Origin of the sequence: Methylobacillus arboreus (assembly GCF_020532725.1) — a bacterium.
Classification (GTDB): domain Bacteria; phylum Pseudomonadota; class Gammaproteobacteria; order Burkholderiales; family Methylophilaceae; genus Methylobacillus; species Methylobacillus arboreus.
The window spans coordinates 405,052-420,767 of record NZ_JAJAVC010000003.1 but is presented as its reverse complement, the minus strand read 5'-3'; the positions used below and the strand labels follow the sequence as shown (position 1 = coordinate 420,767).

The window sequence follows — 15,716 nt, the reverse complement described above, 5'->3', positions numbered from 1 at the left end:
ACCAAGCACATGAATATGAAAAATATGAAGCCCCTTAATGGGGCAATCATACCCATGTAACTTGGCGTTTACCAGTAAAGCATTATCCTTAATATCGCTGTTAACCCGCCTTGAGATTGCGCATCTTGCTTGTCGCAAGCGCAGCGGCCGCAGTGCGGGTTTCCACCCCCAGCTTGGCGAAGACGTGCTCCATGTGCTTGTTGACGGTACGCGGGCTGGTGCCGAGGATGTCGCCGATGTCGCGGTTGGTCTTACCCTTGATCGCCCAGTAGAGCACTTCGGATTCGCGCTGGGTCAGGCCGAAGGCCTGCATCAGGGCCTCGATCTGGGCTGCATCGGACTCTTCGCGCAACAAGATGATCCATTGCCCTTCTGCATCCAAGTCGGCCGGGGAAAAAATCAGGCGGCCGCTGCCTTGCACCACCATGAGTGGATTGGCTTCCGTCCCACTGCTTTTCAAGTTGTCCAGCCACTTGAGTAGCAATAATGGCGTGAGCGTGTCAGCATCAATATCAGGCGCGCTGAAATAGCGCTGCATCCAATCCCTGGCCAGCGGGGTCTGCCAGACAATGCGGCCGTTACTAGGCAGCACGGCAATGGCGGCCTGGCCAAAAGCATCGAGTGCCCCACGGGCCTGATGCATCTGGCGTGAGGCTTGCAAGTGAGTGCTGATGCGCGCGATGACTTCGGCAGTGCGGATGGGTTTGGTGACGTAATCGGTACCGCCGGCGGCAAAGCCTGCCACGACATGTTCGGACTCGGTGAGGCCGGTCATGAAGATCACCGGGATATGGCGGGTATTGAGGTTGGCCTTGAGCCTGGCGCACACCTCAAAACCGTCCAGCCCGGGCATGATCGCATCCAGCAGGATGATATCGGGGCGCGCTTCTTCTGCGCGCTGTAATGCTGTCTCGCCGTTATTGGCGACCAGCACCATGTAACCCGATTCATCTAGGGCATCATGCAGTACGGCCAGGTTGTCCGGCACGTCATCCACAATCAATACTACTGCGGTTTCTTTTCTAGCCTCCATCGTTCACTTCTTCCAGCATTTTCTGCATTGCTTCAAGTTCAAACTGTTGCGACAGCTTGCGCATTGCCGCAACAAAAGTTTCATAACGGGTATCCTGACCGATTTCGTCGAGCTTGCGGGTGATACCGCGCACATAGCCCACCTTGATCAGCGCCATCAGTTCGTCACGCTGCATCTTGGGCGGGGGCTCTATGTCGCCTGCTGCAACCGCCGGGTTGAAGATAGAGTCCGATACGGTATTGCTTACCTCGGTGACCCATTCCAGCTTGAGCTGTTCGCCTATCCAGCGCAACAGTTCCATCACGTTCACCGGCTTGACGATAAAATCCGAAGCTGGGATGCCCGCGGTGTTCTCCAGGCCCTTGTCGAATGCATTAGCAGATACAATCGCAATCGGCACGTCAGACTGGTGTACCTTGCGTATCATGTAGCTAGCCTCCCAGCCGTCCATGTCCGGCATGGCAAGATCCATGAGAATGATGTTGGGCTTGAACTCAGTATAGACCTGTAGGCACTCGCGGCCATTGGCAGCCTCGGCCACATCAAAGCCCAGCGGTTGCAGGATGTTCTTGAGCAGCTCGCGGTCCACCTGTTCATTATCCACCACCAGTATCTTACGGCGCGGGCCTTTGTAAGCCACAGGCATGGGCATGGAAGCGGTCTCTATATCCTCCGCCACCCTGACCTGTGACAGGAACAGGCGGATGTTGAACTTGCTGCCTTGCCCCAAGGTGCTGCTTAGCGTCAGTTGGCCGCCCATAAGCTCGGTCAGCATCTTGCTGATGGTGAGCCCGAGGCCGGTGCCGCCGATATTGCTGTTGGCGGCGGCCGAACCGCGCGCGAACGGCTCAAACACTTTTTCCAGCTCCTCTGGCGCAATGCCAGGGCCGCTATCCTCAATGCTGATATTCAGCATCTCGCGCCCGTAGTGCAGCTTGAATGACACGCCTCCATGGCGCGTGAATTTCACGGCGTTGCCGAGGATATTGATGAGGATCTGGCTCAAGCGCTTCTGGTCGATACGCACCACCTTGGGCAACTCACCATGCAATTCATAATGAAAGCTGATGCCTTTGTTGCGCGCCTGCAATTCGAACATGCTCACGAGCTGCTGGATAAATTCAGGAAACCGTACCAGGCGCAGGTCAAAGGTCAGCTTGCCGCCTTCGATACGCGCGATATCCAGTGTGCCCTCAATCAGCGAAAGCAGATGCTCGCCACTACGGCGAATCACACGGATCGACTGATGCCGGTTTTCCGGAATTGTCGGATCATTATCCAGCAACTGGGCATAGCCGAGGATACTGTTAAGCGGCGTGCGCAGCTCATGGCTGATGCCGGTGATATAACGGCTCTTGGCTTGGTTGGCCTGTTCCGCCACCTGGCGCGCGCGTTGCAGCTCGGCATCGGTTTGCCGGTGCAGGACGATTTCGCGCTGCAGCAGGTTGGTCTGGCGGTTGGACTCTTCCTGCGCAACGCGGCGACTCTCGGAAGTCAGCACAATCCACCAGGCGATGATGCCGCTCGCGAACGCAAGCGCGGCAAATATCTTCAGATAGCCCAGCCTGAGCTCAGGTAGCAGTATTTCCTTCTCGCCGGTGAAGGTAAGCGACTCATGAAAGTAGATGAGGCCGAACAAGGCACTCAGGAAAGCGAGTGTCACTGCCATGAGAAGCAGGTAATGGCCCAGGCCGCTCTGCATGACTTCGACCCACCTGTCCGGCAACACCCGCCGCATAACGCGCTGCCATTGGTATTCTATGCGGCCATGCGGCTTGCAGATATCATTGCAGCGCGCATCGAGCGAGCAGCAGAGTGAGCAGATAGCGCCCTGATAAGCCGGGCAATGCGCCATATCCTCAACTTCATATTGCTTCTCGCAAATACTGCATCTCTGCACGCGGCCTGCCGGCTGGTAGCTCACCTGCTTACGTGCAATGTAATACCTGCCCTTGGTTGTCCAGGCAATAAGAGGAGATACCAGCAGAGCGGTGCCAAGCGCGATCAGGGCGGAGAACGCCTCTGCCTCCACGCCGAACACGCCAAAGAACGCCGCGACTGAAAGCAGCGAGGCAATCACCATGGCTCCCACCCCGACCGGGTTGATGTCGTATAGGTAAGCGCGCCTAAACTCGATGCCCTTGGGGCTCAAACCCAGCGGCTTGTTGATAACGAGGTCGGCCACCACGGCCGTGATCCATGAAATCGCGATATTGGAATACAGGCCCAGTACCTGTTCCAGCGCCTGGAATACGTCCATCTCCATGAGGATGATCGCGATCATGGCGTTGAACACCACCCAGACCACGCGGCCAGGGTGGCTATGGGTCAGGCGCGCGAAGAAATTGGACCACGCAAGCGAACCCGCATAGGCATTGGTCATGTTCACCTTGATCTGCGAAATGACCACAAAGAACACCGTCACCGCCAGCACCACCTCGGGGTTCGAGAACACCTGGCTGAAGCCGGCCATATACATCTGGTTGGGGTTGACCGCCTGCTCAAAAGAACGCGCACCCTCCACAGCCAGATAGGCCAGCAAGGCGCCGCCGAGCATCTTGAGCATGCCCAGCGATATCCAGCCCGGCCCAGCCATCAATACGCCAAAGTGCCAACGAAAACGGTTTTTCTGGGTCTTTTCCGGCATGAAGCGCAAGAAGTCCACTTGCTCGCCGATTTGCGGGATCAAGGCCATCCCGACTGCCATGGCCGTACCGAACATCAGCAGGTTGAAATCGCTGTCATAACCAGATTTGCCTGCAAACTCGGACAGGCGGCCAATCACTTCCGGGTCCTTGTAGATAATGAAAATATAAGGCAAGGCGAGCAGAAACAACCAGACTGGCTGGGTAATCATCTGGATGCGGCTGATCAGCGTCACGCCATGCGTGACCAGCGGCACAATCACGAGCGCACTGACGAGATACCCTGCATAAAGCGGCAGGTCAAAATACAGCTCCAGCGCATAGGCCATAATGGCCGCTTCCAGCGCAAACAGGATGAAGGTAAACGAAGCATAGACAAAGGACGAGATGGTTGAGCCTATGTAGCCAAACCCTGCGCCACGCGTGAGCAAGTCCATGTCCAGCCCGTACTTGGCCGCGTAATAGCTGATCGGCAGCCCGGTCATGAAGATCACCAGCCCAATGGCGAGAATGGCCCAGAAAGCGTTAGTGAAACCGTAATTGACAGCCAGCGTGCCGCCGATCGCCTCCAGCACCAGGAAGGAAATTGCGCCAAATGCGGTGTTGGCGACGCGAAAGATAGACCACTTGCGGAAGGAGCGGGGGGTGAACCTGAGCGCGTAATCCTCAAGCGTTTCATTCACGACCCAGGTGTTATAGTCCCGGCGCACCTTGACGATGCGCTGGGTAGGCTCAATCACCTCACCCGTTCGCTCACTCGCCTCCGTCTGATAATTGATGGCAGTCATGCAACCGTGCGATTCCCCGCGTTAAAACCTACTTGCATTGATTACAGCAAGTTTCAAGCCAATTGCGCACCAAAACAATGCAAACATGACTATTAAAAAATAATTATTATAATCAGTATATTGCCTACAACCCTTTGGGACAGGATAAGCGCCTACACAGCCATCAACCAGGCACCAAGCACGACCATGGTGCAGCCCACGAGCGACTGCACCAATACAGGCAAGCGCCAGCGGCTGGCAGAAAATACCAGGCCCACCACATGCAACACTGCGGTTGCAGCCAGCATACCGCCCATGACGGCAACCCCTTGCTCAGACGACAACTCGGTGCCATGCGCCAGACCGTGGAACAAGGCAAATACCGCGACCAGCCCTACCTGCAATGCACGCGGCAATTTCAGGCTGATCACCAGCAAGACGCCCAAGGCCATCACCGTTGCCGCCAAAAAGGTTTCAATCCCTGCGATTGCATATCCCGCCATCCCAAGCATGGCGCCCAAAGCCATCACAACGACAAATGTGAGAGGCAATTGCCAGCGTGCGGCGCCACCGATACGTCCAGCCCACAAACCCACGGCCAGCATGACGAGCAAATGATCCAGCCCGGTCAACGGATGCATAAACCCTGCCACCACACTATGGGATTCATGACCTGGATGGGCCAGCACCACAGGAGAAAACGCCAACAGGCCCAATGCTAAAAAACGTGCGATATTCATATCATTTTCCTTTTTTGATCAATGAGCTAAAGCATCAACCCCTGCTTTTCAATAAAACTGACAATCTCCTCCAGGCCCTGGCCGGTTTTGAGATTGGTAAAAATAAAAGGCCGCTCGCCACGCATCTTGCGCGCATCCCTGTCCATGACTTCCAGTGAGGCACCCACCAACGGGGCAAGGTCGATCTTGTTGATCACCAGCAAGTCTGACTTGGTGATACCTGGGCCGCCTTTGCGTGGAATCTTTTCGCCAGCGGCCACGTCGATCACATAGATCGTCAGGTCTGATAATTCCGGGCTGAATGTTGCCGCCAGGTTATCGCCTCCGCTCTCGACAAACACGATATCCAGCGGATTGAAACGCTCGCTCAGTTGCGCCACCGCTTCCAGGTTCATTGAGGCATCCTCGCGAATCGCCGTATGCGGGCAGCCACCTGTTTCCACGCCAATGATGCGCTCTGGAACCAGGGCCTCGTTGCGCGTGAGAAACTCGGCATCTTCGCGGGTGTATATGTCATTAGTCACGACCGCAATGTTGTATGCATCGCGCAAGCGCTGGCACAAAGCCAGCGTCAATGCGGTCTTGCCCGATCCGACCGGGCCGCCGATGCCGACGCGTAAAGGTTCTTTGATCTGCATTACTTGATCCAATAGTTATAAATTACTCAACAACGCTAACTCACGCTCATACAAGCAGTTACGAGCGGAACAAGCGGCTATATTGCGTTTCGTGTTTACACCCGGCAATGGTCAACGCTGGACAAAAATTGCTGATGGCATAATCCGGCATCTGCATCGCGTCTGCCACCAGTGCCGGAATATGCTCGGCCACATTCAACAGAATTTTCTGCCCAGCCACCTGCCCCAAGGGCACAGCCTTCATTGCAGCACTGGCTTGGTTTTCCAGCCACGACCAAACATAAGCCTGCAAGGCATCCTGCTCGGCTATGCCCCATGCCTGGCTGATTCCCGCATATAAGGCCGGAAATGAAGCTGACGGCAATTGCGCCATCATTGTTGTCCATGCCTGCGGCAAACCATCCAGCTCCAGCAGGAGCCGGCGCAGAGAATATCCCATCTGCCGGCTTTCGGCCAAGGCCTCGGCATTATCACGCCCTGCCAGGTAAAACCCGTTCCATGCCTGCAATGCCTCATTGTCGCCGTTGAGCCAAGCACGATAAAAGCGGCTCAATAAAGGCAATTCGAAACTGCCCTGATAAATCTGCATTACATCGCCAATCCAGGCCTGGGCGCTTGTCAGGTCGTGCACCTCACCAGACTCAATGCCCCACTCCAGCCCTTGCGAATAGCTATAAGCCCCAACGGGCAGCATCGGGCTTGCCAGTTGCAGCAGGCGCACCAGGGACTTAGCCATGCGTCCTCAAATGCGCTGGCTGGCGGATAGAAGGTGCATCATCATGATGGTGGCGATGCCCGCCGCCATAGGCACCGGCCTCGGGTTCAAAAGGAGCCATCTGCCCTTCCACCTGCACGCCAAGGCCAACCAACATTTCCTGCAAGACATGATCTTGCTCCAGGCGCAGCCAGCTATTTCCGACTTCGAGCGGCACGTGGCGGTTGCCCAGGTGATAAGCAGCACGCATGAGTTGTTGAGCAGTCTCTGCTGTCACCAATAACACCGGCTCATCGGCAGCCACCACCTGCACTACCCTACCGTCCTCGGCCTGCAGCAAATCGCCGCCGCGCAAGACCGTGCCACGCTCCAGCAACAAGGCCGCCTCGGTGCCCGAAGCCAACTCGACGCGCAAACGGCTCTTCTGCCTGCGGTCAAACGGCAATACCAGTTGATCGTCAACCTGGCTGGCGCTTTCTATTTTCTTGCTGATTCCTAACATTCCAATTCCATATATACATTAGACGAACGATGCACAACGCTCAGCGAAGCGGTCCTGGCTAGGTGCCCTGCCGCAGACAGTACAAACTAGTACGGCAAGGCAGGGCAACGACGCCAGGAGAGTGTTGTGCATCGTTCTAAAACAGGAAGTAGCGCTGGGCTAGGGGGAGTATTTCTGCCGGCTCACAACTCAACACCATGCCATCTGCCCGCACTTCATAAGTTTCCGGGTCTACGTCGATCTCGGGCATCCAGCCGTTATGCACCATATCCGACTTCCTGACGCCACGTGTGCCCTTGATCGCCACCAGTGGCTTCTTGAGGTTGAGCGCCGCGACCTCAGGGTTATTCAATGCTGCTTGCGAGACAAAAGTTACCGAGGTCTGCAGTGCCCCGCCATATGAACCAAACATCGGGCGGTAATGCACGGGCTGCGGTGTCGGGATCGAGGCATTGGCGTCGCCCATCACCGCGGCGGCAATCATGCCCCCCTTGAGGATGGTAGAAGGCTTGACGCCAAAGAATGCCGGACGCCACAACACAAGGTCGGCCAGCTTGCCCACTTCAATCGAGCCGACAACATGGGCAATGCCATGCGTGAGCGCGGGGTTGATGGTGTATTTGGCAATATAGCGCTTGATGCGGAAATTGTCGTTACGTTCACTATCTTGTTCCAGCGGGCCACGTTGCACCTTCATCTTGTGCGCGGTCTGCCAGGTACGAATCACCACCTCGCCCACACGTCCCATGGCCTGCGAGTCCGAAGACATCATCGCAAATGCACCCAGGTCATGCAGGATGTCCTCGGCAGCGATGGTCTCGCGGCGGATGCGGCTCTCGGCAAATGCCACGTCCTCGGCAATCGCCGGGTCGAGGTGATGGCAGACCATGAGCATATCCAGATGCTCATCTATGGTGTTGATGGTGAAAGGCCGGGTCGGGTTGGTGGATGAAGGCAATACGTTGGGATGCCCCGCAGCGCGGATGATGTCCGGCGCATGGCCGCCGCCCGCACCTTCGGTATGGAAAGTATGAATGGTGCGGCCCTTGAACGCATCCAGCGTGGTTTCAACAAATCCGGACTCATTAAGGGTATCGCTATGGATGGCGACCTGCACATCCATTTCCTCGGCAATGTTCAGGCAATTATCGATCGAGGCAGGCGTTGTCCCCCAGTCCTCGTGCAGCTTGAGGCCTACCACGCCTGCCTCGACCTGCTCGCGCAATGGCTGCGGCAGGCTGGCGTTGCCCTTGCCGAGAAACCCCAGGTTCATTGGAAAGGCATCCGCCGATTGCAACATGCGGTGGATATGCCATGGACCGGGCGTACAGGTAGTGGCAAAAGTGCCGGTGGCCGGACCGGTGCCGCCGCCTATCATCGTGGTCACGCCTGACATCAGCGCTTCCTCGATCTGTTGCGGACAGATGAAATGGATGTGGGTATCGATACCGCCCGCGGTGACGATCATGCCCTCGCCCGCAATCACCTCGGTGCCAGCGCCAATCGGAATGTCCACGCCGGGCTGGATGTCGGGATTGCCCGCCTTGCCGATGGCGGAAATATAACCACCCTTGATGCCGATATCGGCCTTGACGATGCCCCAGTGGTCTACGATCAAGGCATTGGTAATCACCGTATCGGCCACCTCGCTCGCCAGGCCCTGGCCTTGACCCATGCCGTCGCGGATCACCTTGCCGCCACCGAACTTCACCTCCTCGCCGTAGATGGTGTAATCCTTCTCGACTTCCAGCCAAAGCTCGGTATCGGCCAGGCGCATGCGATCACCCACTGTGGGGCCGAACATTTCGGCATAGGCGCGTTTATCGATTTTCACGCTCATTTCAGCGCCCCCATCACTTTACCCGCGAAACCATATACTTCTCTCTTGCCGGCCAACGTCACCAACTGCACCGTGCGCCTCTGGCCTGGCTCGAAACGCACCGCAGTACCTGCGGCAATATCAAGACGAAAACCATAGGCGCTGGCACGGTCAAATGATAGCGCTTCATTGGTCTCGTAAAAATGGTAATGCGAGCCCACCTGGATAGGCCGGTCACCGGTATTGGCCACCTCAACAGTTACAGTCTCACGGCCATCGTTCAGCAGGAGTTCGCCCGCGTCTATCTTCATTTCACCTGGGATCATGTCTATTGCTCCAGTCGCGCTTATTTATTTCTTTAAATTTCCACTGTCCTGAGTGGTTCACAATCCATTGCTAGCAAGGCGCGCCGACGCAGACAGTACACTGAGTACGGCAAGGAGGCGCAACGCGGCTAGCGATGGATTGTGAGCCACGACTCAAGGAATCGGTTGGTGGACGGTGACTAGTTTTGTTCCGTCTGGGAAAGTCGCCTCCACCTGAATCTCTGGAATCATCTCCGGCACTCCCTCCATCACATCATCGCGGCCCAGCAACGTTGCCCCATACCCCATCAACTCAGCCACGGTCATGCCATCCCGCGCGCCTTCGAGAATAGCAGCCGAGATAAATGCGATCGACTCGGGATAATTCAGTTTCAGGCCTCGCGCCTTGCGGCGCTCTGCAACCAAGGCCGCGGTAAAAATCAGCAGCTTGTCTTTTTCTCTAGGGCTAAGTTCCATGGGCACATTTTCTTAAGTAGTTCATCTTGACGCCTGACACGGCAGGCGAAATTGAGGGTAATGCTTCAGGTATTCCATATCCTGGGCCGGATGGTTGGCCTTGCAGCATACCAGGGCCTGAGCAATTGCCAGAGCCGCTCGAAATACTCGCGGGCAGCTTCCGAAGAACGACCAATATAACGCGCAGCAAATACCTCCGGCAAGGCGGTAACGCCATAATGTGCATCACCTCTCGCCTCAATCGCACGACAAGCCTCCACCACATCGGCCGGTACTACGTCAGCCGCCACAACCAGGCTGCCGCTTACAGGCATACCCCTCAGGCCGACGCCAGAATGCATCACCAAGCTATCAGGCCGGGCAAACAGCCGCTCATTCCAAATCAATCGGCCTTCGCGCCTCACCTGCATGCCTTGTCGCAACTCACCTTCATTCCATTGCTCCCCCCTGGCCTGCCGGCCAAAGCAGAGAATATCCCAGCCACAGAAGACTGCACCTACGGCTAGCTCAATTTCGGCGCTGAAACGCACATTGCTGCCATCGAACAGGATGTTTTCCTGCGGCAGCCACTCCAGGCAGCTATCTTTTGCAAGCTTGAACCGTATATCCTGGCTCGCACTCAATTGATTGGCCTTGTACCACTTGCCTGCCCCCGGTGTCGTCAACAATGCATGGGATGACGTTTCCAGCGTTGCCTGCAATTGCAGTTGGTCGCCACCCGCCACGCCGCCTGGAGGATGGATGATGATGCCGTGGCATACCTCATCCCCTTCCGGATACAGCATTTTCTGCACAACCAACGGCCCCTGATGCCGTTTGCCTACCAGAGTGGTACGACCTGCCCGCGCTGCAAATTCCAGCGCCAGCAATGCCTGCCAGCGCTTGTTGATCCATGCCGCCGTTTTTGTTTGTGCATCATCCATCGGCAGCATCATATCAATACATCACTTCAGATAACAAAAAAGCCGCACCGGCAGCAACACGCTACCAGCGAGCTTTTGACTGACTTTCTTATACTGATAAATATCCTTTTATTTTTGCCGCATCGACTTCGCTGCGCTTGTTCTCGTGGATGAAGTTGCCCTTGTCGATCACGATAATGCGGTCGGCAATCTCCATGGTAAAACTCAGCACCTGCTCAGAGACGATGATCGTGATTTCGCGCATCTTACGGATTTCATTCAACACCTTGGCGATATCCTTGATGATGGACGGCTGGATACCTTCAGTCGGCTCATCCAGTAACAGCACCTTGGGATCGGTCACCAGTGCACGGGCAATCGCCAATTGCTGCTGCTGACCGCCCGAGAGGTTGCCGCCCTTGCGGTTGCGCATGTCGTAAAGCACCGGGAACAAGGCGTAGATGTCTTCGGGAATCTGGCGCGACTTGGATTTCTCCAGGCCGGTCTCGATGTTTTCCTGCACGGTCATGGTCGGGAAGATCATGCGGCCTTGCGGCACGTAGGCCAGGCCTTTCTGCACGCGCTGGAAAGTTTCGTTACCACCAAAATCCACCCCATCCACAGCCGCTTTCTTGCTCTTGCTCGGCAGGATGCCCATCAGGGACTTGAACAGGGTGGTCTTGCCCATGCCGTTGCGGCCCATGATGGCGAGTGTTTCGTTTTTTTCCGCCTTGAAACTGATGCCATGAATGACTTCACTCTGGCCGTAGCTCACTGTCAGGTCTTCAATCTCTATCATTTTGCTATCCTTTCTATGAGTGGTTCTGGGCTGGCGGTGCCTGGTTAGGCACCGCACCGGCTTAATGGCCCAGATAAACCTCAATGACCTTTTCGTTGGCTTGTACTTTATCCATGGCGCCTTCCGCCAGAATCTTGCCCTGGTGCAGCACGGTAACCTTGTGCGCGATCTTCTTGACAAACTCCATATCGTGCTCGATCACGATCACGGAGCGGTTCTGGCAGATACGGTTCAAAAGCTCGGCGGTCTGGTCGCGCTCCTTGGCGCTCATGCCCGCCACGGGCTCGTCCAGCATCAATAGTTCGGGCTCCTGCATCAGCAACATGCCGATTTCCAGCCATTGCTTCTGGCCGTGGCTCAACAATGCCGCCTCGGTATGCAGGATGTCCTCCATCATGATCTCCTTGGCAATCTTGTATACCTGCGCCACGACTTCATCGCTGCGCTTGAAGAACAGGCTGCCGAAGACGCCGCGCCCCTTGGGGTAGGAAACTTCAAGGTTCTGGTAGACCGAGAGGTTCTCGTAGATCGATGGCGTCTGGAACTTGCGTCCCACCCCGGCCCGCACGATTTCGTGTTCCGAAAGCTTGGTGAGCTCGCGGTTCTTGAACTTGATGGAGCCGGCCGTGGACTTGGTCTTGCCGCAGATCAGGTCCAGCACCGTCGTCTTGCCAGCCCCGTTAGGGCCGATCACAACGCGAAGCTCGTTCTTGTCGATGTACATATTGAGCTTGTCCACCGCCTTGAAGCCATCGAACGAAACAGTCAGGTCTTCCACTGCCAGTACAAAATCGGTGTTACTCATGCTTTTACCCCCGCTTCCTTGGTTTCAACCGGTGCTGCTGGTATGGCTTCAGCCTTTTTGGCCTTTGGTGTTTCTTCCGACAGCTTGCGCAGGAAAGGCACTTTCTTGGCGTATTTTTCGTAGATTCCAGCGATACCGTTAGGGAAGAACATCACCACCGCAATGAACAGGCCGCCCATGAGGAACAGCCACAACTCGGGATAGGTCTCGGAGAACATGGTCTTGCCGAAGTTGACCAGCAAGGTGCCATATACCGCCCCGATCAGCGACATGCGCCCGCCGACTGCTGCGAAGATCACCATCTCGATCGAAGGCACGATACCGATGAAGGTAGGCGACATGAAGCCAACCTGCAGGGTGAACATCGCACCGCCAATGGCCGAGATCATGGCAGCCAGGCAGAAGATGAATATCTTGAAGTTGGACACGTCGTAGCCAGAGAAGCGCACGCGCTCTTCCTTGTCACGCATCGCCAGCAGCAGCATGCCGAACTTGCTGCTCAAGACATAACGAGAGAGCAGGATGCAGGCGATCAGCAGACCGGCATTGACGTAATACAGCACATACTTGGCGCTATCGCTGCGGATATCCCAGCCCAACAACGTCTTGAGGTCGGTAATGCCGTTCACACCGCCGGTATAGCCTTGCTGGCCGACAATCAGAATGCTCAGGATCAGCGCGATCGCCTGGGTGATGATGGCGAAATACACCCCGCCCACCCTGCGCTTGAACATGGCATAGCCGATCAGGAAGGCGAAGATGGTCGGTACCACCAGGATCGCCAGAATCGTCAGCGGCAAGCTCTTGAACGGCTCCCAGAACCATGGGAGCGCGGTCAGCTGGTTCCAGTCCATGAAATCCGGGATGCCGGGTGTGGACTGGATGGCGGTACTGACCGGGTCAGAAGCCTCCAGCTTGAGGAACATCGCCATGCCGTAACCGCCAAGCCCGAAGAAAATGCCCTGTCCCAGGCTCAGGATACCGCCATTACCCCACAGCAATACAAGGCTGACGGCGACAAAGGCGTAAGTGAGGTACTTGCCGATCAGGCCCAGACGGAAAGGATCCAGGCCTAGCGGCAGCACGATCATGATAAAGGCGGCGAGGATGGCAAGGCCAATGGCTCCCTGCTTTCCGCCCAGTATTTTGCTTAGTGTTTCATTCATGTCCGATTCCCCTTACTTACGTACTTTGGATGCAAACAGGCCTTCAGGACGCATCATGAGGATGCCGACGATCACCATCAGTGTCGCGACCTTGCCCATGGAGCTAGTCATGAAGAATTGCAGGATGGATTGCGCCTGGGCAATGCCGAATGCTGAAGCGATAGTGCCCAATATGCTGGCTGCGCCACCGAACACGACCACCATGAAGCTGTCGACGATGTAGAGAGAACCAGTCGTTGGGCCGGTAGAGGCAATCGTGGTGAAAGCTGCACCAGCCACGCCGGCGATACCACAGCCCAACGCGAAGGTAACACGGTCAACCTTCTTGGTATTGATGCCAACAGCACCAGCCATCACACGGTTCTGCACCGTGGCACGCACACGCAAGCCCCAGCGGGAACGGAACATGAAGATATAGACACCGGCAGTCACCACCAATGCAAGCGCCAGCACAAACACCCCGTTGATCGGGATATCGATGTCCGGCGTCGGCTGGAAGGAACCCATGAGCCATTCTGGCAACACGGCGCTGACTTCCTTGGCGCCAAAGGTGGAACGGAAAATTTGCTGCATCACCAGGCTCAAACCCCAGGTGGCAAGCAAGGTATCAAGCGGCCGCTTATAGAGATGCCGTATCAGGGCAAACTCGATGATATAGCCAATAATGAATGCGATGATGAACGCGGCAACAATCGCAAACAGGAAATAGTAGTTAACAATTCCGTAAGTTTCGGCAACCCTGGAAAGAAACACGGTGGTATAGGCACCTATCGCCATGAATTCGCCATGGGCCATATTAATCACACCCATTTGCCCGAAGATGATCGCGAGGCCAAGTGCCATCAGGAGAAGAACGCTGAACAGGCTTAACCCCGAGAAAGCCTGCATGACAACGATATTGCCTATCTCTGCCATTGAATATTCAAACATAATCGGCCTCCAGCCTTTTACTTACAGATTTAAATTCTGGTACTGCACGCCGTAACAACCCCATAAGGGGCTGTCACGGGTTCTTGCATTTACAACGCTAGCTGATTATTGGTAGCCTTTTGGGAATGGATCAGGCTTGATCAGCTCGGACTCATATACCACGTCGGCCTGACCGTCAGCACGCCACTTGCCTACACGCAGCTTGCTTTCCAGGTGGTGGTTAGGATCAACCTTGACGTAGCCTTCTGGTGCTTCCTTGAACTCGTAGCCTGGCAATGCTGCAGCAGCCTTGGTCACATCGAAGCTGCCAGCACGCTCAACCGCAGCTTTCCACAACCATGGGCCAAGGTAAGCAGCCTGTGTCACGTCGCCGATCACAGCCTTAGGACCCCACATCTTCTTGAACTCGGCAACGAACTTCTCGTTGTTAGGGTTCTTCAAGGACTGGAAGTACTTCATTGCCGAGTAGAAGCCTTCAAGGTTCTCACCGCCGATACCCAGCACTTCATCCTCGGTCACGGAGATGGTCAGCATGTGCTGTTTCTTGGAATTGAGGCCGGCAGCATTCAACTGCTTGAACCAGGCCACGTTACTGCCCCCCACCACCGCAGCGTAGATCACATCAGGCTTCCTCAGCTTGATCTTGTTGATCACGGAACCGAACTGGGTGTCGCCAAGCGCGATGTACTCTTCACCCACCACCTTGCCGCCAAGCTTTTGCTCGATGTGCTTGCGGGCAATCTTCATGGAAGTGCGCGGCCAGATGTAGTCGGAGCCAATCAGGTAGAATGTTTTTGCCTTCTTTTCCTTGGCGATCCAGTCCAGACCAGCAAGAATCTGCTGGGTGGCTTCCTGGCCGGTGTAGAACACGTTCTTGGATTGCTCCAGGCCTTCGTAGAAAGTCGGATAGAACAGCAAACCGTTTTCTTTTTCAAACACTGGCAGCACAGCTTTACGTGAAGCAGAAGTCCAGCAGCCGAACACTGTAGCTACCTTGTCGTTCACCAGCAATTTCTTGGATTTTTCAGCAAACGTCGGCCAATCGCTGGCGCCGTCTTCCTGGATAACCTCGATCTTGCGGCCGAGCACACCACCCAAGGCGTTGATCTGGGCAATCGCCAGCTTTTCAGCCTGGATGGAACCGGTTTCACTGATTGCCATAGTGCCGGTGGAAGAATGCAGGATACCCACCTTGACTGTCGTGTCAGTCACCGCCAGCTTGGTGGTGTTGACCTTGGCAGTTGGGAAGTCGGCCGCATAAGCACTACCGGAAATAATGCCCGCTGTGAGCATGGCCCCCATCAGGGCGCCTGTCTTGGTGATGAACTGGCGTCGATTTGTCTTACTCATCAGATTTCTCCTGAAAAAAACACTGCAAAAGATAAAAACTTCAATAATTCTGTGATGCCAGTATGTTCAGCATTGCGGGGTAGCAAGGCGCGCCGACGAAGACAGTACAAACAAGTACGGCAA

15 protein-coding genes are annotated in these 15,716 nt (G+C 55.7%); all 15 read right to left on the bottom strand.

Annotation, left to right across the window (positions count from 1 at the left end):
• Positions 1 to 100: 100 nt before the first annotated feature.
• The 15 genes from LG198_RS02040 to urtA all read right to left on the bottom strand — a co-directional run bounded on the left by LG198_RS02040 (position 101) and on the right by urtA (position 15,593).
• Entirely contained in the window at positions 101 to 1,033 is a 933-nt protein-coding gene (locus tag LG198_RS02040) for a response regulator transcription factor (RefSeq protein ID WP_230341503.1), read from the bottom strand.
• Positions 1,023 to 4,466, bottom strand: a complete 3,444-nt coding sequence (locus LG198_RS02035; RefSeq protein ID WP_230341502.1) for a hybrid sensor histidine kinase/response regulator — start codon at positions 4,464 to 4,466, stop codon at positions 1,023 to 1,025. Before LG198_RS02035 ends, LG198_RS02040 begins: the two co-directional genes overlap by 11 nt.
• A 152-nt stretch (positions 4,467 to 4,618) precedes the next feature.
• On the bottom strand, positions 4,619 to 5,185 hold the full coding sequence (locus LG198_RS02030) for a HupE/UreJ family protein (protein ID WP_230341501.1): 567 nt from the start codon (positions 5,183 to 5,185) through the stop codon (positions 4,619 to 4,621).
• A gap of 26 nt (positions 5,186 to 5,211) precedes the next feature.
• A complete protein-coding gene (ureG, locus tag LG198_RS02025) occupies positions 5,212 to 5,823 on the bottom strand; it encodes an urease accessory protein UreG (RefSeq protein WP_230341500.1) in 612 nt (203 codons plus the stop codon).
• Between the two features lie 58 nt (positions 5,824 to 5,881).
• On the bottom strand, positions 5,882 to 6,559 hold the full coding sequence (locus LG198_RS02020; protein ID WP_230341499.1) for an urease accessory protein UreF: 678 nt from the start codon (positions 6,557 to 6,559) through the stop codon (positions 5,882 to 5,884).
• Positions 6,552 to 7,040, bottom strand: a complete 489-nt coding sequence (ureE, locus tag LG198_RS02015) for an urease accessory protein UreE (RefSeq protein ID WP_230341498.1) — start codon at positions 7,038 to 7,040, stop codon at positions 6,552 to 6,554. The genes LG198_RS02020 and ureE overlap by 8 nt, the downstream gene beginning before the upstream one ends.
• Before the next feature lie 136 nt (positions 7,041 to 7,176).
• Positions 7,177 to 8,880, bottom strand: a complete 1,704-nt coding sequence (ureC, locus tag LG198_RS02010) for an urease subunit alpha (protein ID WP_230341497.1) — start codon at positions 8,878 to 8,880, stop codon at positions 7,177 to 7,179.
• Entirely contained in the window at positions 8,877 to 9,185 is a 309-nt protein-coding gene (locus LG198_RS02005) for an urease subunit beta (protein WP_230341496.1), read from the bottom strand. Before LG198_RS02005 ends, ureC begins: the two co-directional genes overlap by 4 nt.
• A 153-nt stretch (positions 9,186 to 9,338) precedes the next feature.
• Positions 9,339 to 9,641 carry an urease subunit gamma gene (gene ureA / locus LG198_RS02000; protein ID WP_230341495.1) on the bottom strand — a complete coding sequence of 101 codons (303 nt, stop codon included), beginning with the start codon at positions 9,639 to 9,641 and terminating at the stop codon, positions 9,339 to 9,341.
• Positions 9,642 to 9,706: 65 nt separating this feature from the next.
• On the bottom strand, positions 9,707 to 10,564 hold the full coding sequence (locus LG198_RS01995) for an urease accessory protein UreD (protein WP_230341494.1): 858 nt from the start codon (positions 10,562 to 10,564) through the stop codon (positions 9,707 to 9,709).
• An 88-nt stretch (positions 10,565 to 10,652) separates the two neighbouring features.
• Complete coding sequence (gene urtE, locus LG198_RS01990) at positions 10,653 to 11,342, bottom strand: urea ABC transporter ATP-binding subunit UrtE (protein ID WP_226756266.1); 690 nt, start codon at positions 11,340 to 11,342, stop codon at positions 10,653 to 10,655.
• Positions 11,343 to 11,403: 61 nt separating this feature from the next.
• Positions 11,404 to 12,147: an urea ABC transporter ATP-binding protein UrtD gene (gene urtD, locus LG198_RS01985; RefSeq protein WP_230341493.1), complete on the bottom strand. Its 744-nt coding sequence runs from the start codon at positions 12,145 to 12,147 to the stop codon at positions 11,404 to 11,406.
• Complete coding sequence (urtC, locus tag LG198_RS01980) at positions 12,144 to 13,313, bottom strand: urea ABC transporter permease subunit UrtC (RefSeq protein WP_230341492.1); 1,170 nt, start codon at positions 13,311 to 13,313, stop codon at positions 12,144 to 12,146. Before urtC ends, urtD begins: the two co-directional genes overlap by 4 nt.
• Before the next feature lie 12 nt (positions 13,314 to 13,325).
• Positions 13,326 to 14,243, bottom strand: coding sequence for an urea ABC transporter permease subunit UrtB (gene urtB, locus LG198_RS01975; RefSeq protein WP_230341491.1), 918 nt, complete (start codon positions 14,241 to 14,243; stop codon positions 13,326 to 13,328).
• Positions 14,244 to 14,348: 105 nt separating this feature from the next.
• Positions 14,349 to 15,593: an urea ABC transporter substrate-binding protein gene (gene urtA / locus LG198_RS01970; protein WP_230341490.1), complete on the bottom strand. Its 1,245-nt coding sequence runs from the start codon at positions 15,591 to 15,593 to the stop codon at positions 14,349 to 14,351.
• Positions 15,594 to 15,716 lie beyond the last annotated feature (123 nt).